Origin of the sequence: Sphingomonas parva (ex Maeng et al. 2020), assembly GCF_004564275.1 — a bacterium.
GTDB classification, from domain to species: Bacteria; Pseudomonadota; Alphaproteobacteria; order Sphingomonadales; family Sphingomonadaceae; genus Allosphingosinicella; species Allosphingosinicella parva.
Genome location: NZ_SPDV01000002.1, coordinates 66,048 through 88,376 on the forward strand (window position 1 = coordinate 66,048; position 22,329 = coordinate 88,376).

Annotated in this window: 15 protein-coding genes; 10 read left to right on the forward strand and 5 right to left on the reverse strand. The window is 67.6% G+C overall.

Going from position 1 to position 22,329, the window contains the following annotated elements; translation table 11 throughout:
- The first annotated feature begins 26 nt into the window (after window positions 1-26).
- On the forward strand, window positions 27-227 hold the full coding sequence (locus E2493_RS01455) for a DUF2093 domain-containing protein (RefSeq protein ID WP_135082999.1): 201 nt from the start codon (window positions 27-29) through the stop codon (window positions 225-227).
- Window positions 228-495: 268 nt separating this feature from the next.
- Complete coding sequence (locus tag E2493_RS01460) at window positions 496-3,612, forward strand: TonB-dependent receptor domain-containing protein (protein WP_225421073.1); 3,117 nt, start codon at window positions 496-498, stop codon at window positions 3,610-3,612.
- 99 nt (window positions 3,613-3,711) lie between these two features.
- Here E2493_RS01460 and clpB read toward each other — a convergent pair whose 3' ends face one another.
- The gene (clpB, locus tag E2493_RS01465) at window positions 3,712-6,309 is read right to left on the reverse strand and encodes an ATP-dependent chaperone ClpB (RefSeq protein WP_135083002.1); all 2,598 of its coding nucleotides are present in this window, start codon (window positions 6,307-6,309) and stop codon (window positions 3,712-3,714) included.
- A gap of 451 nt (window positions 6,310-6,760) precedes the next feature.
- Between clpB and E2493_RS01470 the strand changes: the two genes are divergently transcribed.
- Together E2493_RS01470 and E2493_RS01475 are read left to right on the forward strand one after the other, a co-directional pair.
- Window positions 6,761-6,958, forward strand: a complete 198-nt coding sequence (locus tag E2493_RS01470; RefSeq protein ID WP_135083004.1) for a hypothetical protein — start codon at window positions 6,761-6,763, stop codon at window positions 6,956-6,958.
- A gap of 6 nt (window positions 6,959-6,964) precedes the next feature.
- Window positions 6,965-7,294, forward strand: coding sequence for a hypothetical protein (locus tag E2493_RS01475; RefSeq protein ID WP_135083006.1), 330 nt, complete (start codon window positions 6,965-6,967; stop codon window positions 7,292-7,294).
- Between the two features lie 216 nt (window positions 7,295-7,510).
- Here the strand turns inward: E2493_RS01475 and E2493_RS01480 are convergent, their stop codons facing one another.
- Window positions 7,511-9,556, reverse strand: coding sequence for a M13 family metallopeptidase (locus tag E2493_RS01480; RefSeq protein WP_135083008.1), 2,046 nt, complete (start codon window positions 9,554-9,556; stop codon window positions 7,511-7,513).
- A gap of 207 nt (window positions 9,557-9,763) precedes the next feature.
- On the opposite strand from E2493_RS01480, the gene E2493_RS01485 reads away from it, so the two are divergent.
- A complete protein-coding gene (locus E2493_RS01485; RefSeq protein WP_135083010.1) occupies window positions 9,764-10,696 on the forward strand; it encodes an alpha/beta hydrolase in 933 nt (310 codons plus the stop codon).
- Window positions 10,697-10,845: 149 nt separating this feature from the next.
- Here E2493_RS01485 and uvsE read toward each other — a convergent pair whose 3' ends face one another.
- Complete coding sequence (gene uvsE / locus E2493_RS01490; RefSeq protein ID WP_135083012.1) at window positions 10,846-12,003, reverse strand: UV DNA damage repair endonuclease UvsE; 1,158 nt, start codon at window positions 12,001-12,003, stop codon at window positions 10,846-10,848.
- Window positions 12,004-12,210: 207 nt separating this feature from the next.
- Between uvsE and E2493_RS01495 the strand changes: the two genes are divergently transcribed.
- Entirely contained in the window at window positions 12,211-12,759 is a 549-nt protein-coding gene (locus E2493_RS01495) for a type 1 glutamine amidotransferase domain-containing protein (RefSeq protein ID WP_135083014.1), read from the forward strand.
- 26 nt (window positions 12,760-12,785) lie between these two features.
- Here E2493_RS01495 and E2493_RS01500 read toward each other — a convergent pair whose 3' ends face one another.
- The gene (locus E2493_RS01500; protein ID WP_135083016.1) at window positions 12,786-13,715 is read right to left on the reverse strand and encodes an SMP-30/gluconolactonase/LRE family protein; all 930 of its coding nucleotides are present in this window, start codon (window positions 13,713-13,715) and stop codon (window positions 12,786-12,788) included.
- Window positions 13,716-14,067: 352 nt separating this feature from the next.
- Between E2493_RS01500 and E2493_RS01505 the strand changes: the two genes are divergently transcribed.
- The 3 genes from E2493_RS01505 to E2493_RS01515 all read left to right on the forward strand — a co-directional run bounded on the left by E2493_RS01505 (window position 14,068) and on the right by E2493_RS01515 (window position 17,103).
- Window positions 14,068-14,547, forward strand: a complete 480-nt coding sequence (locus E2493_RS01505) for an Lrp/AsnC family transcriptional regulator (RefSeq protein ID WP_135083018.1) — start codon at window positions 14,068-14,070, stop codon at window positions 14,545-14,547.
- A 505-nt stretch (window positions 14,548-15,052) separates the two neighbouring features.
- Window positions 15,053-15,979: a universal stress protein gene (locus E2493_RS01510; protein ID WP_135083020.1), complete on the forward strand. Its 927-nt coding sequence runs from the start codon at window positions 15,053-15,055 to the stop codon at window positions 15,977-15,979.
- A 50-nt stretch (window positions 15,980-16,029) separates the two neighbouring features.
- A complete protein-coding gene (locus tag E2493_RS01515) occupies window positions 16,030-17,103 on the forward strand; it encodes a calcium:proton antiporter (RefSeq protein WP_135083022.1) in 1,074 nt (357 codons plus the stop codon).
- A 360-nt stretch (window positions 17,104-17,463) separates the two neighbouring features.
- On the opposite strand, the gene E2493_RS01520 is transcribed toward E2493_RS01515, so the two are convergent.
- Complete coding sequence (locus tag E2493_RS01520) at window positions 17,464-19,080, reverse strand: M28 family metallopeptidase (RefSeq protein WP_135083024.1); 1,617 nt, start codon at window positions 19,078-19,080, stop codon at window positions 17,464-17,466.
- A gap of 217 nt (window positions 19,081-19,297) precedes the next feature.
- Here E2493_RS01520 and E2493_RS01525 point away from each other — a divergent pair, with 217 nt between their 5' ends.
- Complete coding sequence (locus E2493_RS01525) at window positions 19,298-22,285, forward strand: M16 family metallopeptidase (protein ID WP_135083026.1); 2,988 nt, start codon at window positions 19,298-19,300, stop codon at window positions 22,283-22,285.
- Window positions 22,286-22,329: the final 44 nt, after the last annotated feature.

Sequence of the window (22,329 nt, forward strand, 5' to 3'; positions counted from 1 at the left end):
TCTCGGGCGAGATCGAGGACTCATTCATGCTGATGACGAACAAGGGGCGTGAGGCCCGCGTCCATTATATGGCCGGCACGTTCCGCCTGCTCAGCGCGGGCGATCATGTCGTTTGCGCGGTGACCAAGCAGCAGATCCCTCTCGACGCGCTGCGCTATTGGAGCGTCGCCCGGCAGGAGCCCTATGTCTCCGCCGAAGCCTCGGTCGAGGCGGAAGGGCGCGGCTGAGGCGCCACGCGCCGGACAGAAGGCTATCCGACTAGCGGCGGGCGCGTCGCGGCATTTTCTTGCCGCCTCCAAGCCGCGGCGGGGCAGGCGCCCTCTGTGGCATTTCGGCTACATCGCTGGCCGAATTATCGCGGCGGCCGCGGCCGCCGCTTTACAAGCAAAAGGCACAGGCGGAACTTGCCGGCAGGTCACGCGGCGCCAGCAGAGTCGTGGCGATCCAGGGATGACAATCAGAAGCGGAGGCTTCGCGGCCTCCGGTTGTCAGCCCGTGAGGATCATCGTGACGTCCACCTGCAAACCGACCCATAGCCTCCTGCGCGGCGGCGCCGCTTTGTCCGTGCTCGCGATCTTCGGTGCCGGCCTGGCAAGTCCCGCCTACGCCCAGAGTGCCACCGCGCAGCAGTCCACCAGCCTGACTCCGGAGGGTGACGAGCCGGTCGCACCGCTCGCCAATTCGGCCGAGCCGAGCGAGGAGGAAGCGATCGTCGTTACCGGCACGCTGTTCCGGTCAACGACCGGCGCGACGCCGTCGCCCGTCACCGTGGTCACCGCCGAGACGCTCGAGCAGCGCGGCATCAACACCACGCAGGAGGCCATCCAGCGCCTCGCCTCGAACAATGGACCGGCACTGACCAACTCGTTCACCGCCAACGGCGCCTTCGCGGCCGGCGCATCCGCCGTGTCGCTGCGCGGCCTCAGCACCAATTCGACCCTGGTGCTGTTCGATGGAATGCGCGCCGCTTATTACCCGCTCGCCGACGATGCGACCCGCAATTTCGTCGATCTCAACACCATCCCCGACGACATCGTCGACCGCATCGAGGTGCTGCGCGACGGCGCATCGTCCACCTATGGAGCGGATGCGATCGCCGGCGTGGTCAACGTCATCACCAAGAAGCAGATCACGGGGATCAGCGGCCGGGCCGAGGCCGGCATCAGCCAGCGCGGCGACGCCGCCAATCATCGCCTCAGCCTCACCGCCGGCTGGGGCGATCTCGATGATCAAGGATTCAACGCCTATCTCAGCGGCTTCTATTACGATCAGGACCAGCTGTTTAACCGCGACCGGCCCTATCCGTACAATTCGCAGAATCAGACCGGCATCTGTCTCGGCAGCGTCTGCGGTCCGAACATCGGTCCGAACGGGGGCTCGATCAATCCATCCGACGGGGGTTATTCCGGTTTCTCGACGACGACCGACGCGAGCCTTTTCGCGACGACCTTCTTCGTCGCGCCGGCCGGGCCTGCCAATGCCGCGGAGACCGGTCGCTACCAGTTCCTCAATCCGGCGGCGGGCTGCATCGCCGGCGAGACCCCTTATACCCTGACCGCCGCCGAGTTCGCGGCAGACGCCCGGGCGCCGCAGACCGTCTGCCAGGGCGATCTCGTCAGTCAGTACGGCGTGATCTCGCCCAACATCCAGCGCTGGGGCGCCTCCTTCCGCGCCACCGGGCGGCTGGGGGACGACATGGAGGCCTTCTTCCAGGCCAATTTCCTGCAGAGCAAGGTCGATTACGATGGCCTGCCCGCGAGCATCCGCCGCAACGGGCCGACCGGGATCAACTTTCCCCGCTTCAGCACGGCGGCTTTCGCGGGCGGCGCCAATGCGCCCGGCTCGTTCATCCTCGCGCTGCCGGTCTACGTGTGCCCGCTGGTGAACAACCTGCCGGATCCGAACTGCAACGCGGCCAATCCCAACGCCCAGCTGAATCCGAACAACCCGTTCGCCGCCTCAGGCCAGGTCGCACGAATCCTCGGTCGTATCCCGAACCTCCTCGAATATAACGAGACGAAGAGCCGCACCTATCGCGCGGCCGCCGGGATCACCGGCGGGCTGTGGAACGACTGGAGCTTCTCCGTCGACGGCGTGGCGATGCGCACCGATCTGAGGCGCACCTCCAACGGCTACATCCAGATTCAGAACCTGCTGAACGTGATTGCGGACGGTCGCTACAATTTCGTCAATCCGCTGGCCAACACGCAGGCGACGCTGGATTACATCTCGCCGGACAACATCACCGACTCGAATTCGCAGCTCTATTCAGCCCAGGCGACGATCGGCGGCCCCGTGCTCGCGCTGCCGGGCGGCGATCTGAAGGTTGGTGCCGGTGTTTCGATCCGCTACGAATCGGTGGACGCTCCCAGCGCCAATTCCGATCTGAATGGGCCGACTCAGCGTTATTTCGTGCTCAACGCCTTCGGCACCAGCGGCAGCCGCACGGTGCGCTCGGCTTATGCCGAGATCGATGCGCCGATCCTCGATCAGCTGGAGATCAACGCCTCCGGCCGCTTCGACGATTATTCGAGCGGCCAGAGCGCCTTCTCGCCCAAGGTCGGCGCGAAGTTCACGCCCTTCCGTCAACTGGCGCTGCGCGGCACCTGGTCCCGCGGCTTCCGCATCCCAAGCTTCGCGGAGGCCAACGCGATCCCGACGACCGGGTTCGTGACGGCGACCCAGTCGCTCTACAACGACGCCTTCCTGGCTCAATACGGCTGCTCGCTGGCGACGTTCAACAGCTGCCCGGCCTATGTCCGCAGCGCCAGCTATGGCCAGACCACGCTGGCCAGCCCCGATCTCGAGCCCGAAAAGTCGCGCAGCTTCACGGCCGGGCTGATCGCGGAGCCGATCCGCAACGTCAGCTTCAGCGTCGACTATTTCAACATCAAGAAGACGGGGGCGATCACCACGCCGAGCAACAGCCCGGCGCTGCTCGCTTATTATTCCGGTCAGCCGATTCCGGCAGGCTACAACGTCATCCCGGATTCGGCCTCGCCGGATTTCCCAGGCGCATTGCCGCGCGTGGCCTTCGTCCAGTCGCAGCTGATCAACGCCAACACGATCCGTTCCGAGGGGCTCGATTTCGCCGCCTCCGCGCGATTCGATCTCGGCGGCGGCATCCGCTTCACGACCTCGGCCGAGGCGAGCTACATCATCAATCTCAGCACCACCTTCCCGGATGGGACTACCGAAAGCTACGAGGGGACGCTCGGCAATTTCAATCTGACGGCCGGCTCGGGTACGCCGAAATGGCACGGCAGCTGGCAGAACACCCTCGAGTGGGACAAGTGGACACTGAGCGCGACCGCCGACTATTTCGGCGGCTACAATCTCTCGGCCGCCGACCAGGGCACCGAGCCCGGCGATTGCGGGCTGCTCTCCGCTCAGTTCGTGCGCTGCGACGTGCCCCGTTACATCACCGTCGACGTGGCGACGAGCTGGGAGGTCAACGACAATCTGCGCTTCTACCTGAACGTGCTCAACGTCCTCGACGATCTGCCGCCGATCGATCCGGTGACTTATGGCGCCAACAACTACAACCCGGTCCAGGGCGGCACCGGCATCTTCGGTCGCTCGTTCCGCGCCGGCGTCAGGGTGAACTTCTAAGCCTGAGTGCAGAGGCCGCAGAGGGGCAGGGCGCATGCCCTGCCCCTTTTTCCGTCATCCGATCTCCGGCCGCAATGCTGCTGGCCGTCGGAGCCGAGGTCAGGCCGCTTCCGCCGCCTGCTCTCCCGTTGCGATGCGCAGCGCGCCGTCGCCCTCGTCGACACGCACCGACGCCCCGTCGCGCACCTCGCCGCGCAGGATCGCGTCGGCGAGCGGGTCCTGCAGGTATTTCTGCACCGCTCTCTTCAGAGGTCGCGCACCGTAGACCGGATCGTAGCCGACCCGGCCGAGCCAGGCCCGCGCCGCCTCGCTGAGGTCGAGCCGGATCTTGCGATCGGCGAGCAACTTGCCGAGCCGCGAGACCTGAATGTCGACGATCGGCCCCATGTGCTCCGCCGCCAGCCGGTGGAACAGGATGATTTCGTCCAGGCGATTGAGGAACTCGGGCCGGAAATGGGCGCGGACGATCTCCATCACCTGCGGCTCGACCTCCTCGACCTTCTGGCCGTCGGCCAAACCGGTCAGATACTGGCTGCCGAGGTTCGAGGTCAGGATGATGATCGTGTTGGTGAAATCGACCGTGCGGCCCTGGCCGTCGGTCAGCCGTCCGTCGTCGAGCACCTGGAGGAGGATGTTGAAGACGTCGCCATGCGCCTTCTCGACCTCGTCGAACAGCACGACCTGATAGGGCCGTCGCCGCACTGCCTCGGTCAGTACGCCCCCTTCCTCATAGCCGACATAGCCCGGGGGCGCGCCGATCAGCCGCGCGACCGAGTGCTTCTCCATGAACTCGGACATGTCGATCCGGACCATTGCCGAGGCATCGTCGAACAGGAATTCGGCCAGCGCCTTGGTGAGCTCGGTCTTGCCGACGCCGGTCGGGCCGAGGAACAGGAACGAGCCCATCGGCCGGTTCGGGTCCTGCAGGCCGGCACGGGCCCGGCGGATCGCGCGCGACACCGCTTCGACCGCATCGCTCTGGCCGATCACGCGCTTGCCGATCTCCTGCTCCATCTGGAGGAGCTTCGTCCGCTCGCCCTCCAGCATCCGCTCCATCGGGATGCCGGTCCAGCGCGCGACGACCGAGGCGATGTCCTCGGACGTCACCTCCTCGCGCAGCATCGCGCTTTCGCTCGCCGCCTGGGCCGAGGCGAGCTGCTTCTCGAGCTCGGGGATTCGCCCGTATTGGAGCTCGCCCGCCTTGGCGAGGTCGCCGGCACGCTGCGCTTGCTCCAGCTCGAGCCGGGCCGCGTCGAGCTGCTCCTTGAGCTTGCCCTCGGCCGAGATCTTCTCCTTCTCCGCCTGCCAACGTTGGGTGAGCTCGGCCGATTGCTGCTCGAGCTCGGCGAGCTCCGCCTCGAGCGCCGAGAGGCGGTCGCGCGACGCCGCGTCGCTCTCCTTCTTCAGCGCCTCGCGCTCGATCTTGAGCTGGATGATCCGCCGGTCCAGCGTCTCGATCTCTTCGGGCTTCGACTCCACCTCCATGCGCAGCCGCGAGGCGGCCTCGTCCATCAGGTCGATCGCCTTGTCGGGCAGGAAGCGGTCGGTGATGTAGCGGTTGGAGAGCGTCGCTGCCGAGACGAGCGCGCCGTCGGTGATCCTCACGCCATGGTGGAGCTCGTATTTCTCCTTGAGGCCGCGCAGGATCGAGATCGTGTCTTCGACCGTGGGCTCGCCGATGAACACCGGCTGGAAGCGCCGCTGCAGGGCCGGGTCCTTCTCGACATACTTCCTGTATTCATCGAGCGTCGTCGCGCCGATGCAGTGCAGCTCACCGCGGGCGAGTGCCGGCTTGAGCAGGTTGCCGGCGTCCATCGCGCCTTCGCTCTTCCCCGCGCCGATCAGCGTATGCATCTCGTCGATGAACAGGATGACGTCGCCCGCCGCCTGCTTCACCTCGTCGAGCACGCCCTTCAGCCGCTCCTCGAACTCGCCGCGATATTTCGCGCCGGCGATCAGCGAACCCATGTCGAGCGCCATCAACCGCCGGTCCTTCAGGCTGTCCGGCACGTCTCCATTGGCAATGCGCAGCGCCAGGCCTTCGGCGATCGCGGTCTTGCCGACCCCCGGATCGCCGATCAGCACCGGATTGTTCTTGGTCCGCCGCGCCAGGATCTGGACGGTCCGGCGGATTTCCTCGTCGCGGCCGATGACGGGATCGAGCTTGCCCTCGCGGGCCGCTTCGGTGAGGTCGCGCGCGAACTTCTTCAGCGCGTCATAGCGGTCCTCGGCCGTCTGGGTATCGGCGGTGCGGCCGCCACGCAGCTCGTTGATCGCGGCGTTAAGGGCTTCGGGCCGCACGCCCGCATCCTGGAGCGCCTTGCCCGCGTCCGTCTTCGACATGGTGAGGGCGAGCAGCATCCGCTCGACCGTCACGTAGCTGTCACCGGCTTTCTGCGCGATCTGCTCGGCGCTATCGAGCACGCGGATCGTCTCGCCGTCGAGCGACGGCGCCGCGGTCGCTCCGCTGCCCGAGACCACCGGCACCTTGGCCAGCAACTCGTCCACCTCGCGTGCGGTCGCCTGGGCGCTGCCGCCGGCCCGGGCTATGAGCCCGGATGCCATGCCCTGCTCGTCCTCGATCAGCGCTTTCAGCAGATGCGCCGGCGCAATGCGCTGATGGTTCATGCGCGCCGCAACCGTCTGCGCCGCCTGCAAAAACCCGCGCGCCCGCTCGGTGAATTTTTCCAGGTTCATCGGACCCTCTCTTTTGCCCTTTGCAGAAGATATGGTGTTGCTCAAAGGCAACACAAGGGGCGGCCGGCAGCCGACCGCGACTGCTCCGCATCCTCCGCCAGCGCCCTCGCCCCGATAAAGCTTCAGCGTTGGTCCCGAAAGGCAAGGAGAGTGGCGCGATGGCAAATCAACATGTGTTGACATGCGGCCGCGCCGGCGCGTAAGTCAGCAGCTGTTGACATGCTGCTCCGGCCTGCGGGCCGAGCCGGCGGCGAGCGCTCCAACTTCCGGAGCGGGTTCAGGATTGGAATATGGCACGCCTCAAGTCTCTCGCAGCGCACCCTTTCTCGATGGGCGTTCTCGGCTTCACCGTCGGGGCAGTGACATTCTTCCTGCAGCACGGCCTGCCGTTCTAGGCAGCAGGGAAAAGGTGGGCCGCGAATTCCTTCGGAGGAGGCGGAGCGGGCGCGCGGTGGGTCGGCGTGTCCGTTCCATTCTGCTCCTTCCGGTCGTGCTGGCCGCGGCGGCCTGCGGCCGACAGGCGGAGCCTTCGCCGCACGGGCGGGCCGAGATCGAGCAGGCCGTCGACCAGGCGCAGGCGCTTGCGGAGCAGAGCGCCGACAATGCCAGCAGCGGCGCCGAGGCGTCTTCACGAAACAGGAGCCATTGAGACGCCATGGATGCAGGGCCCGACGAGGCGCAACAGCTTCACGACACACTCGAGTTCATCGGCCTGCGGGCGCACGCCACCACGGTGGGACTGCTTCAGCTCTGCTCCGAGCTCGTCCGCGCGGGCGTGATCGATCTTGAAGCGGTCGAGCGGATCAAGAATGCGATCCACCAGGAGATCACGCTTGCCCATCGCCGCGGCCACGGCCGGGAGGAGTTCGCCATGACGCTGAAGCAGCGCCTGGACGCGATCTTTCCCCACGGAGAACAAGGCGATCGCGGCGCCGCGATCGGCGACGTTCGCGAGTTGAAGACCGCGCTCGACCCGAAAGGCTGATGCCTCGCGGTCGTCCCGCTGAACCGCGTGCGCCGCTGTCCGACGTTCCTTCTCGGGTAGTTTTGCGGACGTTCTAGAACTTGCCCGCGACGCCGACCCTCGCCGCGGTCTTACCGCCGCCGGCACAGGAGAAGCCGGCGGTAAGGGCGAGCGGCTCCTCGAGGGTCCGCCGGTGGGAAATGCTCGGGCGAGGCCGCGGGGGCCTCGCCCAGCCGCTTACCAGACCTTCACGCGGCTCTTCGGCTCGAGATAGAGCTTCTGGCCCGGCTTCACCTGGAACGCCGGATACCAGGCGTCGAGGTTGCGCACCGTCTGCACGCGCCACATCGCCGGGGCGTGAACGTCGGTAGCGATGCGGGCGCGCAGCGCCTTGTCGCGCATCTTGCTGCGCCAGCCCTGGGCGAAGGCGAGGAAGAAGCGCTGATCGCCTGTCAGGCCGTTGATCACCGGCGCCGGCTTGCCGCCGAGCGACTTGTGATAGGCCTCATAGGCGGCGGCGAGACCGGCAACGTCGGCGATGTTCTCGCCCAGCTCCTGTTCGCCCTTGAGGTTGAGTCCCGGTAGCGCCTCATAAGCGTCATATTGCGCGGCCAGCGCCGCGCCCGCCTGCTCGAAGCGCTTAAGATCGGCCGGCGTCCACCAGTTGCGCAGCTTGCCGCTCGAATCGAAATCGGCGCCGAGATTGTCGAAGCTGTGGCTGATCTCGTGGCCGATCACCGATCCGATCGCGCCGTAATTGGCCGCCGCGTCGAACTTCGCGTCGAAATAAGGAGATTCGAGGATTGCCGCCGGGAAGTTCAGCGCATTCTGCAGCGGCAGGTTGATGGCGTTCACCGTCTGCGGCGTCATCCACCATTCGCTGCGATCGACCGGCTTTCCGATCTTCGCGATCTGGTGGAGATATTCATAATCCTGCGCCCGCCACGCATTGCCGAACGGGTCGTCAGCCCGGATCTCGAGCGAGGAATAGTCGCGCCACTGATCGGGGTAGCCGACGCCGACCTCAAGCACCTGCAGCTTGCGCCGCGCTTCGGCCTTGGTCTCCGGCGCCATCCAGTCGAGCGCCGCCACTCGCGCGTCGAACGCCGCGACGATGTTCTTCACCATCGCTTCGATCTCGGCCTTGGACGAGGCGGGGAAATAGCGCTCGGCGTAGATCTTGCCCACTGCGTCGCCGAGGTTTCCGTTGACGGAGGCGATCGCCCGGCGCTCGCGGCTCTGCTGCGCCGGGGTGCCGTTCATCGTCTTGCCGTAAAAATCGAAGTGGGCGTCGTCGAGCGCCTTGGGGAGCACCGACGAATATTGGTTGAGCGTGTGGAAGGCGAGCCAGTCCTGCCAGCTCTGCAGCGGCTCGCTGCCGACCAGGCGCGCAAGGCCGGTCACCGCGGCCGGCTGCCAGACCGAGAAATCCTGCTGATCGGGAAGCCGCGCCGCCTGCCAGAAGCCGGTCCAGTCCAGACCCGGAGCCTTTGCGGCGAAATCGCCACGCTTCCACGCCTCGACCTTGTGCGCGTCCTGGCTGCTCTGGATGTCGGCATGAGCCGCGGCGATCTTCGCCTCGAGTGCCACAATCCGGTCGGCGCGCGCCGCCGGCTCGGAGAGGCCGCCGAGCGTCAGCAACCGTTCCACGTAGGCGCGATAGGCGGTGCGCAGCTCCGCCATCTCCGGCTTGTCCGAGAGATAGTAATCGCGATCCGGCAGGCCGAGGCCGCCTTGCATCAGATAGGGGACGGTGACGTCGGGCCGCGCGAGGTCCTGAGTGACGAACAGGCCGAACAGGTTCTCGGTCCAGAAATTGGTCGCGTTCAGCGAGTCGGTGTCTGCGCGCAAATTGGCGCCAAGCTTGGCGGCAAGCGCGGCCTTGTCCCTGATCGCCGCGATCCGCGCGAGCTCGGGCTGAACAGGCGCGAGGCCGCGCCGCTCGATTGCCGCCGTATCGAGATAGGCGGCATAATAATCGGCGATGCGCCGGGCATCGCTACCCGCCGCCGGCTTCGCGGCGCCGACGCCCTGGATGATCTCGGCATTGCGCTTCTCGGCCTTCAGGAACACGTCGTAGCCGACGCCGATGCTCGAACGGTCCGCCGGGATCTCGGCCGACTTGCGCCAGGCGCCGTTGGCATAAGCATCGAAATCGTCGCCGGGAACGACACTCCGGTCGATGTAGCTGGTGTCGACTCCGGCCAGCGCCGCCGCCGCGAGCGCCGGCGCGGCCACGACGGCCGCGCAACCGAAAAGGAAGACGTGGGAGAGATTGCGCATGGGGAAACCTCGGGAGAAGAGAGCGTTGCGCCTGATCTAGGTCTTGTTCGGCCACTCGACCAGAGCGTCAGCCGGAGCTCAGCCGATTTCGGCAATCCCGGGCAAGGGCGGTCGCCTCGTTTCCGCCGCACCCATTGCGGACGGCGCGAAGCCGTGGAACGAAACGCGCGCGACGCGAAGAATGGGTCGGTCGTGGGGGAGAGTGCGATGAGAGGCGATGTGCCGTGGCGGAGGGCCCTTCTCGCTGCGATCCTGCTGGCGGTCACGGCACCCGCCTGCGAGTCCTCCGAGGCTGGCCGGTCCGGCGCGGCGCAGCCCGAGATCGTGCGGATCTGGCGCGGGGCGGCGCCCGGCTCCGAGACCTGGACCGGCGACGAGGTCGAGCTCGACGCGGAGCTGCCGGTCTCCGGGAAGGTCCACATCGTCACGAACGTAAGCAACCCCACGCTCACCGTCTTCCGCCCGGAAGGTCCGGCGGCGAGCAGGACGGCGGTTGTGGTCCTGCCCGGCGGCGCGTTCCGCGCTCTGGCGTGGGACATGGACGGTCTCGAGGTCGGGCGGTGGCTGGCCGCGCGCGGCGTCACCGCTTTCGTGCTGAAATACCGTGTCCGGCCGCCAGGCGACGAGGCGCCGACGGGCCCCGAGAGCTTCGATGCCTTTCTGGCGCGAACCGAGCCGGCCCGCCGCCTCGCCGTGGCGGATGCCGTGCAGGCGCTCCGCCTCGTCCGCGCGGACACCGCGAAATACGGTATTGCGCCGGATCGGGTGGGCATGATCGGCTTCTCCGCCGGCGCGATCGTTACGATGGACGCGGCGCTTGCCCCGGATCCCGCGACGCGCCCCGACTTTGCGGTAAGCGTCTACGGCGCGATGCCGGCGGCGCAGGCTCCAGCGGCTGGCGCACCGCCGGTGTTCGTCGTCGCTGCGCAGGACGATCCCCAGGTGCCGTCGCGGAAGAGCGTCGAAATCTACCAAGCCTGGACCCGCGCCGGCCTCCCCGCCGAGCTCCACCTCTACGAGAAAGGCGGGCACGGCTTCGGCATGCGTCCCCGCGGCCTCGCCGCCGACAAATGGCCGCTCGCTCTCGAGGCGTGGCTTCAGGCGCGGGGATTGCTGGGCGGTCGATCCTCCGGACGATGAACGATCTGTCGCTCTGACGCGGGGAGAGGGGCAAATGAAAGCCGGACTGCGGGGCGGTGCGGCGCACACGGAGAATGCTCGCCGCCCTCAATTGTACCGAGTGGGGAGCGAGGCAGACGTGGAGCCGCACGCCGCTTACTCGAGTTACGTCACTCCGCCGCGATCGCGCCGCCTTCGTCCACATCGGGCCCCGGCTCGGCCACGATCCCCTGGTCGAGGCTCTGTTCCTGCTGCGCCAATCGTTCGGCTTCGGAGGGGCAGATGCCGAACCGTTCCGCGACGTCCGGCGCGAAGCGGAGCAGGTCCGGTCGCAGCTTCAGCAGGCTGATGTCCTTGGCCTTGCCCTCCATCATCACGTCGAACTCGAGGCCTTCGGCCGTGCGCATGAAGGTCGCGAACTCGAACGGGTTCGTGAAGTCGGCGTGGCCGGTCCAGATCGGCGGCACCAGCACCGTCTTCACCCGCGCCGCGGCCTTCAGCGGCGCCTTGGTCACCTCGCCTTTGCGGGTCTTGCCGGCCTTCAGCCGCGCCCGCTCTCCAGCCGAGACGCTGCGCTTCACTTCACGCATTTCGGTGCGCGGCGAGGAAAAGTGGATCTTGGGCCGGACCCCATCCGGCCAGGTGGCGAGGAACCGCTCGAGCGTCGGGCGCATCTCGAGCCGCTCCGGATTCAGGCACCAGAAGTGCTGGTAGTCGAACACGAGGCGCACGCCGGTTCGCTCGTGGATCCAGAGCACGTCGGCGGCCGAGAAGCGGATGTCGTCATTCTCGAGAACGAGCCGCCGCTTCACATGGTCGGGGCACTGCTCCCAGCCCTCGATCCAGCGCGCGCGGCTTGCCTCGTGATCACCATAGACTCCGCCGACATGGGTGACGAGCACGGCCTCGTCGCCGGCGCCCATTCGATCGAGCATCTCCGCCTGGGAGGCGAAATCCCAGATGCTCTTCGCGGTGAGCTTCGGATCGGGGCTGTTCAGCAGGACGTATTGCGACGGATGAAAGGAGAGGCGGATGTCGTACTCGCGCGCCTTGCGGCCGAACGCAGCAAGCTCCGCGTCGCTCTCCGCCACCATGTCGTGAAACTGCGGCATGTCCGGATGGGTGGCATAAGGTGCGAGGTCCGAGCTCAGCCGGTACATGTCGAGGCCCACCTCACGGAGATAGTCGAGGATCTGATCGACATGCTCCAGCGAGCATTTGAGGTGCGGGTTCTTCTGCCAGCGCCGCGTGTCGTTGCTCTTCAGCCCCGGTCGCCCCATTGCCTTCACTGGAAAGCCGAGCCTCAGCGGCCTGTTGATCTTGCTCATGCCTCTACCTGTGTCTCCGGAGAGCCGAGCCTCGCGACGAATGCTCTCCTATTTCCGGGGCGGGCCGGCGGCGCCTTCGGGTCGGCGTCGAACCTCGGCCGATGGTCAATCCCTCGGCACTCCGTCCGTTCCTACCGGCTTTGAGCCGTAACCAGGGAACAGCGCATCCTCTTGACGGTTGGCTGGGCAGATTCCGAGGAGGAGACCATGCCCGATATCGCGCAAGCGAAGATCCTGATCATCGCCACCAACGGCTTCGAGGACTCGGAGCTGATGGATCCGCTGAACACCCTGAAGCAACGCGGAGCCGACGTGACGCTCGCCTCGCTGTCGCGCGACGAAATCGAGGGCGACAAGGGTGCCACGATCACGCCGGACGCGGAGCTCGGCGAGGTAGACATTCGCGCCTTCGACGCTCTCCTGCTGCCCGGCGGCACGAAGAACCCGGACAAGCTGCGAACCGAGGATGAAGTGGTCGAGACCGTCCGATCTTTCGTCGAGGCGGGGAAGCCGGTCGCCGCCATCTGCCACGGCCCCTGGCTGCTTGCCGAGGCCGATGTGATCCGCGGCCGCACCGTCACCAGCTGGCCCTCGATCCGCACCGACCTGCGCAACGCCGGCGCCAATGTCGTTGATCAGGAAGTGGCGAAAGACGGCAATCTCGTCACCAGTCGCAAGCCGGAGGACATACCCGCCTTCACCGAAGCCTTCATCGCGCTGGTCGAAACAGCGGATGCGGGGCTGGCTACGGCCTGAACGTCGCGGGAGCGTGGCCAGCGCGGCTAACGACGCTGCGGTGCCTGCGCTCCCCGCCATTCGCGCCCCGGCAGCTCGCTGCGGAACGTCTCGATTGCGCCTCGGTCCTGCAGGGTGACGTAGACGGTCCGACCGTCGCCGCCGCCGAAGGCGAGGTTGCTCGGCAATTTGCCCTTGAGCGCAACTTCGCGCACCAGCGATCCGTCCGGCGCGAGCACCGCCACCTTTCCGGCCCCGTGGCGGGTCACGTAGAGGTTGCCGGCCATGTCGCACCGCATGCCGTCGAGACCATGGTCGGGGAAGCTGGCGAACAGGCGCTTGCCCGACAGCGAGCCGTCACTCGCGCGATCATAGAGCCAGATCCGGCGCTGCACGCTTTCCGCGACGTAGAGGCGATGGCCGTCCGGGCTGACCTCGATCCCGTTGGTCGTGCCCATTCCGTCCTCGACGATCGCGGCCGTGGCGGAGCGGCCGATCCGCCAGATCTGTCCGGTACCGTTCTTCCAGTCTGGGTCGCTCGCATAGACGTCGCCATCCGGCGCGAGCGCGATGTCATTGGGTTGGTTCGCTCCGCGCAGCTCGGCATAGGTCGCGATCGTGCCCCTCGGCGTCACGGCGAGGATACGGTGGCCCCTGTAGTCGGCGACCAGCATCCGACCGTCCCTCAGGAAACGAATGCCGTTGCCGATGCTGCCGGCGGGAAGGGTGACGAAGAGGGCCGCTTCTCCCGACACGCGGCCGGGCTCCCCAACGCGGCCGATCGTGCCCTCGCGCCCGAAATTGACGACGTAGAGCGCACCGTCGGGACCAACCGCCGGACCCTCGATTCCGCTGGTGAAGACGCCGTCGCCGACGAGGTCTGTGGCGACCCATGCGGGCGTAACGGTGGCGCTGGGCACGGCGCATGCGCCGAGCAGGGCGGCCGTTACGATCGACAGAAATCCGGCTTGTCTCATCTATCCTCCCAGCCGCACCCCATCCGATGCGCGCGATCGCTGCGCGCGGCGCCGTCATTCATCCGATAGGATGTCGCTGCCCGCGACATCAATCCTTCCGCTGCGGAGGGAAAGGCGCCCGGCGCCTCAGCCGCCCACGACCATGCCTGCGACGATCGCTGCCGGAAGGCCGAACACGAGGGTGGAACCGAACAGGGCGATCTCGATCTTTTCGCGAAGGGTCATGTCTAGTCTCCCGTGATTGCTGCCGCGGCTCGCGGCGGCTCCTGGACCTGAAATGTAGCCAAGCTCGCGCGGCAGGTGGCATCGAAGGCCTTGACCCTGGCCGCAGACTCTGCGGTTCATTGGCCTGATGGCCGCAACAATCGCTCTCGACCGAATCGACCGGCGGATCCTCGCCTGCCTGCAGGCGGAGGGGCGGCTCACCAACCAGGCACTGTCCGAACGGGTGGCGCTCTCGCCCAGCGCCTGCCTCGCGCGCGTGCGCCGGCTGGAGCGAGCGGGCGTGATCGAAGGTTATCATGCGCGGCTCGATCCGTTCAGCCTCGGTGCCGGACTGGTCCTGTTCGCCGAAGTGACGCTGAAGGCGCACGGTCCGGGCGATCTTGCCCGTTTCGAAGCGGCGGTGAAGGCGCTTCCGCAGATCGTCGAGGTCTCGCACGTCAGCGGCGCGTTCGACTATCTGCTGAAGGTCGTGGTGGCCGATATGGCCGAGTGGACCCGGCTCGGCGAGCAGCTCACTGCCGCGAGCGTCGGCGGCGACCGCATCAACACCCATGTCCTGATGGGCAAGCCCAAGGTCTTCGTCGGCTATCCGGTGCCGACCGACTGACGAATCGCGTCGCCAGCGGTTTCGTGGTGGGCAGGACGATCTGCTCTCCGGTCGGCGGCTTTCCGCAGACCCTGCGGAAAACCGCTCGCTCTTCGCCCCTAAATGCGGCGCCGGTCGAGGTATAAGACTTCAACGCAAAGGCGAAGGCGCAGACCTCTGCGAGCGGGCGGTCGTGAAGGCCTATCGCTCACGAGATAATTCCCCGCGGCCATGGGTGCCGAGGCCGCCGCGCCGCGCATCGCCCTGAGGAGACGAAGCCATGAAACCCCATTCTCGTCCTGTGCCGACACCAAGCCCGGTACAGGCGCCGTCCCGCCACCGTGCGGAGCGTCAGAGTGCGCTCCTCGACGCGGCGTTGCGCGACACCTTTCCGGCGAGCGACCCAGTGAGTGTCGTCCTCGCCGACTGAAGCCGCCGGGCCGCCACCGGCCCTTCGCCCTCCCGAACACTTGTGCGGTCCGCCTCCGCCGAGGAAGCCGGCCGCAAGGCATCAAAGGAGCCATCGATGCTGAAGCATATTCTCGTCGCCACCGATTTCTCGACCCGCTCGGATCGCGCCTTGCGTCGCGCTACCCTGTTGGCGCGCGGCGCCTCGGCCCGGCTCACCCTGGTTCATGTCGTCGACGGCGATCGGCCCGTCGACCTCGTCCGCTCCGAGGTCGCGGCCGCCGCCGCGATCCTGAAGGAGACGGCGCGCACTCTCGGCACATTCGATGATGTCGCGGCGACGCCGGCTGTCGTCACAGGAGACGCCGCCTCGGCGATACTGGACGCCGCCGACGTCACTGGCGCCGATCTGATCGTGCTCGGCCCGCATCGGCGTCGGCTGCGGGACGTCTTCGTCGGCACGACGGCCGAGCGGACGATCGCCCGAAGTCCGCGTCCCGTGCTGATGGCCGCCGGCGTACCGTCCGCGCCTTATGCGAGCGCCCTGCTTGCGCTGGATCCGGCCGCCGAGCCGTCGCTCGCCGCCCGCCTGCGCGACCTGGACACTCTCGGCGCTCGCACGGTCGTCGCCATGCACGCCTTCGACGTTCCGGCGCTGGGCGTGATGCAGCGCGGACCGGCGGAGCAGGCCGCGATCGACGACTATCTGACGGGTCGAGCCCGCGACGCCGAAAGCGCGCTGAAGCGCTGTGTGGCACAAAGCGGGCTCGGGAAGACCGCACGCCGCGTGGTGCCGATCCATGGCACAACCGGGAGAACCATCCTCGAAGCGGCCGACGAGGCGGAGACGTCGCTGATCGTCGTCGGCACGAGCCAGCGGACCGGCCTCGCTCGCTTCGTCGTCGGCAGCGTCGCCGAAGACGTCGTTTCGCATGCCGAGCGGGATGTGCTCGTCATTCCCCAAGTGTCGCGCGGAGCGGAGCGAGACATCGGGGTTGGCGACGGCAGCTGCGCCCGCAAGCTCGAGGGCCTTCCAGTCGGCTGACGAAGCCGAACATTCTGGCCCGATCCGTCCTGCCACGTTAGAGAGGCGCGATGCAGTGGATCATCCGGCACTGGACGTGGCTCGCGCCGGCGATCGGCTGGACCCTCATCGCGCTCGGCTTCGGCGGCGCCTTGCCCGCCGTGCTGCTCGCCCTCGGCCTCATCCTTGCCGTCCTTGCGGCGGTGCACCACGCCGAGCTGATCGCGCACCGTGTCGGAGAGCCGTTCGGCACCTTTCTGCTCGCCGTCGCCGTGACGGTGATCGAGCTGGGGCTCATCGTCACCTTGATGTCGGCGGGAGGCGCCGACGCGGCGACGCTCGCACGCGATACCGTTTTCGCTGCCGTGATGATCATCCTCAACGGACTGCTCGGCATCTGCATCCTGATCGGCGCCATCCGCCACCGCGAGCAGGCCTTCCGTCAGACGGGGGTGAGCGCGTCGCTCGCGACGATCTGCGCGCTGACGACGCTCACTCTGGTGCTGCCGAATTTCACGGTGAGCGAGCCAGGGCCGGTCTACGCACCCTCTCAGCTCGCCTTCGTGGCGGTCGTCTCAGTCCTCCTCTACGGCACGTTCGTCGCGGTCCAGTCCGTCCGCCATCGCGACTATTTCCTGCCGCCCATGTCTCTCGCCGCCGACGAGGACGTCCATGCCGATCCCCCCACCAACAGGCAGACTCTCGTTTCCTCCCTGCTGCTCGTCGCCTGCCTCGTCGCCGTGGTTCTCCTGGCCAAGTCGCTGGCGCCGCCGATCGAGGCAGCGGTCGCCTCCGTCGGCGCTCCGCGCAGCGTCGTCGGCGTCATCATCGCGGCGCTGGTTTTGCTTCCCGAGAGCGTCGCGGCGGTGCGCGCGGCGCTCGCCAACCGGCTCCAGACCAGCCTCAATCTCGGCCTGGGCTCGGCCCTCGCGACGATCGGCCTCTCGATCCCGGCCGTCGCGGCTCTCTCGTTGGCGGTGGAGCTGCCGATCGCCCTCGGTCTCGATCCCAAGGGAATCGTGCTCCTCTTCCTGACCCTGATCGTCACCTCGCTGACCCTCGCCACCGGGCGCACCACGATCCTCCAGGGCGTCGTTCACCTGGTCATCCTCGGCGTCTATCTGTTCACGACCGTGGTGCCATGATGGCTGTCGCTGTTCGCCGGATCGAGGGTCTGGAAGCCGGATGATGCGGCGGGCAGCGGCCGCGTTTCTGTGCATGGCGCTAGGTGCTTGGGAGGCGAGCCCTCTCGTTACGTCCAGGCCGGTGCCGATCGTCTCGCGGAGCGGCGAATTGCCGCGTTCGTCGGCCACGGATGGGATCTCGACAGGGGCGGCAACGCGGTCAACGACTTCTTACCCGCCGCACAGCCGCGCCGAGACACGGCCTCTGCGCCACCCGCCGACTGAGCTGCTGGCGGCCGCGAACGCGGGGCCTGTTTTTCCCCTGTTTCGCCGTCGTGCCAGGCTCGGGCTCGGCGCGCCTGCCGAGCCCGAGCCCCTGTCTCAGCGCTTCGCCTTGGGGGCGTTGGGCGCCAGCGTCTTTCCGAAGAAGCTGTCCGAATACCAGCGCGGCGCCTCAGGCGCGTCGGCGATCTCCCTGGCGATCAGATAGTTGAGCTTCGCGAACTTGGCGCCCGCCTGCCAGTCGAACGGCAGGTTCAGGTCGTCCTTGGGGCTGTGGTAGGCGCCCGAGAGGAAGCCGGTGAACTTCTCCTGCCCGCCGTTCTCGAAGCCGGTCATCAGGAACACCGACGGAATGCCCTGCTGGACGAAGCGATAATGATCGGAGCGGGTGAACAGGCCTTCCTGCGGCAGCGGATCGGGGCTGAGCTTGACCCCCATGCGGGCGCCGGCGCGCGCGACGATCGGCCCCATGGTGGAATGCTCGGCACCGAATGCGATCACGTCCTTGAAGTCGTAGAGCAGGACCGGCATGTCGAGGTTGACGACACCGACGAGCTTCTCGACCGCCGGATTGTTCGCGAGATATTGTGCGCCGAGCAGGCCGTCCTCCTCGGCCGTGACCGCCGCCAAGAGGATCGACCGCTTCGGCCGCTGGCCGCCGCTGGTCATCGCCCGCGCGACCTCGATCAGCGTCGCGACGCCGGTCGCATTGTCCATCGCGCCGTTGTGGATGTCGTCGTCACCTTCCCGGTCGTGCACGCCGAGCCCGTCGAGATGCGCCATCAGCAGCACGTGCTCGGCGGCGAGGGTCGGATCCGAACCGGGCAGGACCGCGAGCACGTTGGGGCTGGTCGTGCGCTCGACGGTGCTCGCCTGATCGAAGCGCACGCGCGGCTTCAGCGCAAAGCCCTTCGGCTTGCTCCCCTCGCGCTCGGCGTCCGCGAGCACCTGGGCGAGCGTCCGCGGCGCGCCGGCAAACAGCGCTTCGGCGGCCGGCGTGTCGAACGTGGCCCGGAAGCCGATAGCCGGGGCGGGCGAGAAGGCCTTGCCGTCCTTGCCGACCCAGCTCATCGCCGGCTCTCCGGCGCGCGCCACGGCCCGCGCCCAGGGGCGCATCGCCGCCTCGCGCGTGGTGCGGAGCGAGATGATTCCGGCGGCGCCGTTCTTCTCGGCCATCCGCCTTTTCTCGCTGTTCAGGTGGGCGGCGATGTCGCTCGGCAGGCCCTTGGGCGTGCCGCCGAGCATGGCGACGATCTTTCCGCGGACGTCGAGGCCCTTGTAGTCGTCGATGCCGATCTCCGGCGCGTCGATGCCGTAGCCGACGAACACCACGGGTGCCTCGAATGTCCGAGGTCCTTGCTCCGCACTCGGGCTCACCGTGACCTCGGCGCCATGGGCGAAGCGCCGCCCGCCGACGGTCACCGCCGACCTGCTCGGATCGATTGCGAACTTCACGAACGGAACCTGCTGATACCAGCTGTCGCCATTGGCCGGCTTGAGGCCCAGCCCCTCGAATTGTGTGGCGACGTACAGAGCGCCGAGATCGTAGCCGCGGGTGCCGGCGTCGCGGCCCTCCAGGCGGTCATCGCCCAGGAAGGCGACGTGCGAGCGGAACCGCTCGGGCGTGAACTCCGGCTCGCCGGCAGGCGCTTGGGCGAAACTGATCGAGGAAGCGGTGAGGGCAAGAAGGGCAGTACCGAACAACGCGTGACGCATGGGATTTCCCGGGATATTGAGCGAAGGCGGGCACTTCCTACAGCAATTTTCAGCGGCCGCGATAGCCGCGGGGTAGCCGGATCTTGCCTATCTCTCGTCTGGCGGCGCCATGCCTCAGGGCGAACCGCCGAGCGCGGCGAAGCAGCGGACCGTGGCGGTTGCGCGTCGCGCCACCCTTTGTATGGTGGCGCGCGATAACAGATTCGGAGAATTGCCGATGCGCAGCATGCTGCTCCCCCTCCTCATGCTCGGTGCCTTCGCCTTGCCGGCGTGCACGACGACAGCGGACGACGGGGGCGGCGGAACGGTCGCCTCGAGCAGCGAGGCGACGCCCGCGGCCGAGGCGGCGCCCGCCGATCAGGGCCTCGCCTCGGTCGCCTCGCTCGTCGAGCAGGTCAACATCCCCTACGAGCAATTCACCCTCGACAACGGACTGCGCGTCATCGTTCACGAGGATCGCAAGGCGCCCGTCGCCGCCGTCTCCGTATGGTACAATGTCGGGTCCAAGGACGAGCCGGCCGGCAAGACCGGCTTCGCGCACCTGTTCGAGCATTTGATGTTCAACGGCTCGGAAAACGCGCCGGGCGACTATTTCGAGCCGCTGAAGGAAATCGGCGCCACCGATTTCAACGGCACGACCTGGTTCGACCGCACCAACTATTTCCAGACCGTTCCGCGGCCGGCGCTGGAACGCGCCTTGTTCCTCGAGAGCGACCGTATGGGTCACCTGCTCGGCGCCGTCACCCAGGAGAAGCTGACCAACCAGATCGGAGTCGTCCAGAACGAGAAGCGCCAGGGCGACAACGAGCCGTTCGGCCTCGTCGAATACGCCCAGCTCGAGGCGCTCTTCCCCGAGGGGCACCCCTATCACCACTCGACGATCGGCTCGATGGCCGATCTCGACAAGGCGAGCCTGGCCGACGTCAAGCAATGGTTCCGCTCTCGCTACGGCCCGAACAACGCGGTTCTGGTGATCGCGGGCGACGTCTCGGCCGCAGAGGCGCGGCCGCTGGTCGAGAAGTATTTCGGCGACATTCCCCGCGGACCGGTCAACAACCCGGCCCGGGCCGACGTGCCGACGCTGTCGGCGGCCAAGTCCGAGGTGATGCACGATCGCGTCGCCAATACCCGCCTCTACCGCAACTGGGCGGTGCCCGGCCTGCTCAGCGAGGACATGGTTCCGCTCGATGTCGCTGCCGGCATCCTCGGCGGCCTTGCCAGCTCCCGCCTCGACAACGAGCTCGTCCGCAAGGACCAGACCGCCGTCCGCGTCACGGCCTCGCTACAGCCGTTCCACCGCGTCAGCCTGTTCGAGGTCACCGCGGACGTGAAGCCCGGCGTCGATCCGGACGTCGTCGCCCGACGTCTCGATGCGATCCTCGCGGATTACATCGCCAACGGTCCGACCGAGGACGAGGTGCAACGGATGGTGACGAGCGACGTCGCCGGCCGGATCCGCGGCCTTGAGCAGGTCGGCGGTTTCGGCGGCAAGGCCGTCGCCCTGGCCGAGGGCACGCTCTACGCCAACGATCCGGAATTCTATCGCAAGCAGCTGCTCGCTTATGCCCGCGTGACGCCTGAGGACGTGCGCAAGGCGATGCAGAAGTGGCTGACCCGCCCGGTGTACGCGCTCCGCGTCGATCCCGGCGAGCGTGGTGCCTATGAGGAAGCGGCTGCCTCCAAGGGCAGCGCGGCAAGCCAGCGTCCGCGTTACTATCGCCGTCCGCAGGCCGGCGAGAAGCCGCTGGCGCCGCTGCCGTTCGTCGCCGAAGATCAGTCGGGCGGCGGCGCGACCGCGCAGCAGCCGACCGCCAAGCGGCCGCTTCCGCCGGTCGGCGCGATCGGCAATCTCGACTTCCCGGAGGTCGAGCGGGCAACCCTCTCGAACGGCATTCCAATCGTCTATGCCCGCCGCACGGCTGTCCCGGTCACCCGAGTGACGCTGGAGTTCAACGCCGGCGTTGCCGCGGACCCCGCCAACGCACTCGGCACCCAGTCGCTGATGCTCGAGCTGCTGACCGAGGGCACGACCACCCGCAACTCCATCCAGATCGCCGAGGAGCAGGAGCGGCTCGGCGCCGGGATCGGAACGGGCGCGTCGCTCGACCGCACCGTCGTCGGCCTCGACGCGCTGACTCCGAACCTCGGCCGCTCGCTCGATCTGCTCGCCGACGTCGTCCGCAACCCGGCTTTCGATCCGGGCGAGGTGGAGCGGCTGCGCGCGCAGCAGCTCACCCGCATCGCGCAGGAGCTCACGCAGCCGGGGACGATCGCCGCGCGCACCCTGCCGGCGGCGCTCTACGGAACGGCGCATCCCTACGGCCGCTCGCCGACCGGGACCGGTGATCCGGACGTGGTTCGCCGTCTCACTCGCGACGATCTGATCCGCTTCCACCAGGCGTGGATCCGGCCGGACAACCTCACCATCTTCGCGGTGGGCGACGTGCCGCTGGCCGAGCTCGTCCCGCAGCTCGAGGCGAGGTTTGGCAACTGGGCCGCGCCCGCGTCGCCCAAGGGTACAAAGACCTTCGCGGCGACTCCGCCGGCGCCGCGCTCGCGGATCATCCTGGTCGATCGGCCGCAGTCCCCGCAGTCGCTGATCTCCGCGGGCTACGTCCTGCCCGTCCGCGGCACCGAGGATCTGCTGCTGCTGACCTCCGCCAACGAGGTGCTCGGCGGCGACTTCCTGTCGCGCATCAACATGGATCTGCGCGAGACCAAGGGCTGGTCCTACGGCTCATCGAGCTCGGTCAGCCTGCGCGAGGATCTCGTGCCCTATGTGATCAGCGCGCCGGTCCAGGCCGACAAGACCGGTCCGGCGATCCGGGAGCTGATGTCGCAGATCAGCGGCTTCACCGGCGCGAACGGGGTCACCGCGACCGAGCTCCAGCGGGTCATCAACGGCAATACCCGCGAGCTCGCCGGGCAGTTCGAGACTTCGGGAGCGGTGCTCAGCGCGCTGCGCTCCAACGCGCTGTATCGGCGACCCGACAATTATTGGGAGACGATCGCTGACCGCTACCGGGGAATGACGGCCGCGCAGCTCGATCAGGCCGCGCGCAAGGTGATCGATCCGAAGAAGATCGTTTGGGTCGTGGTCGGCGATGCCGCCAAGGTCCGCCCGCAGCTGACCGGCCTCGGCCTTCCTGTCGAGGTCATCAAGCCGGCGGCGGCGACCCCGCCAGCCGCCGCGCCGGCGCAATAAGAGGGCATTCGCAAGAAGGGCCGCCGCAGCGAACCTGCGGCGGC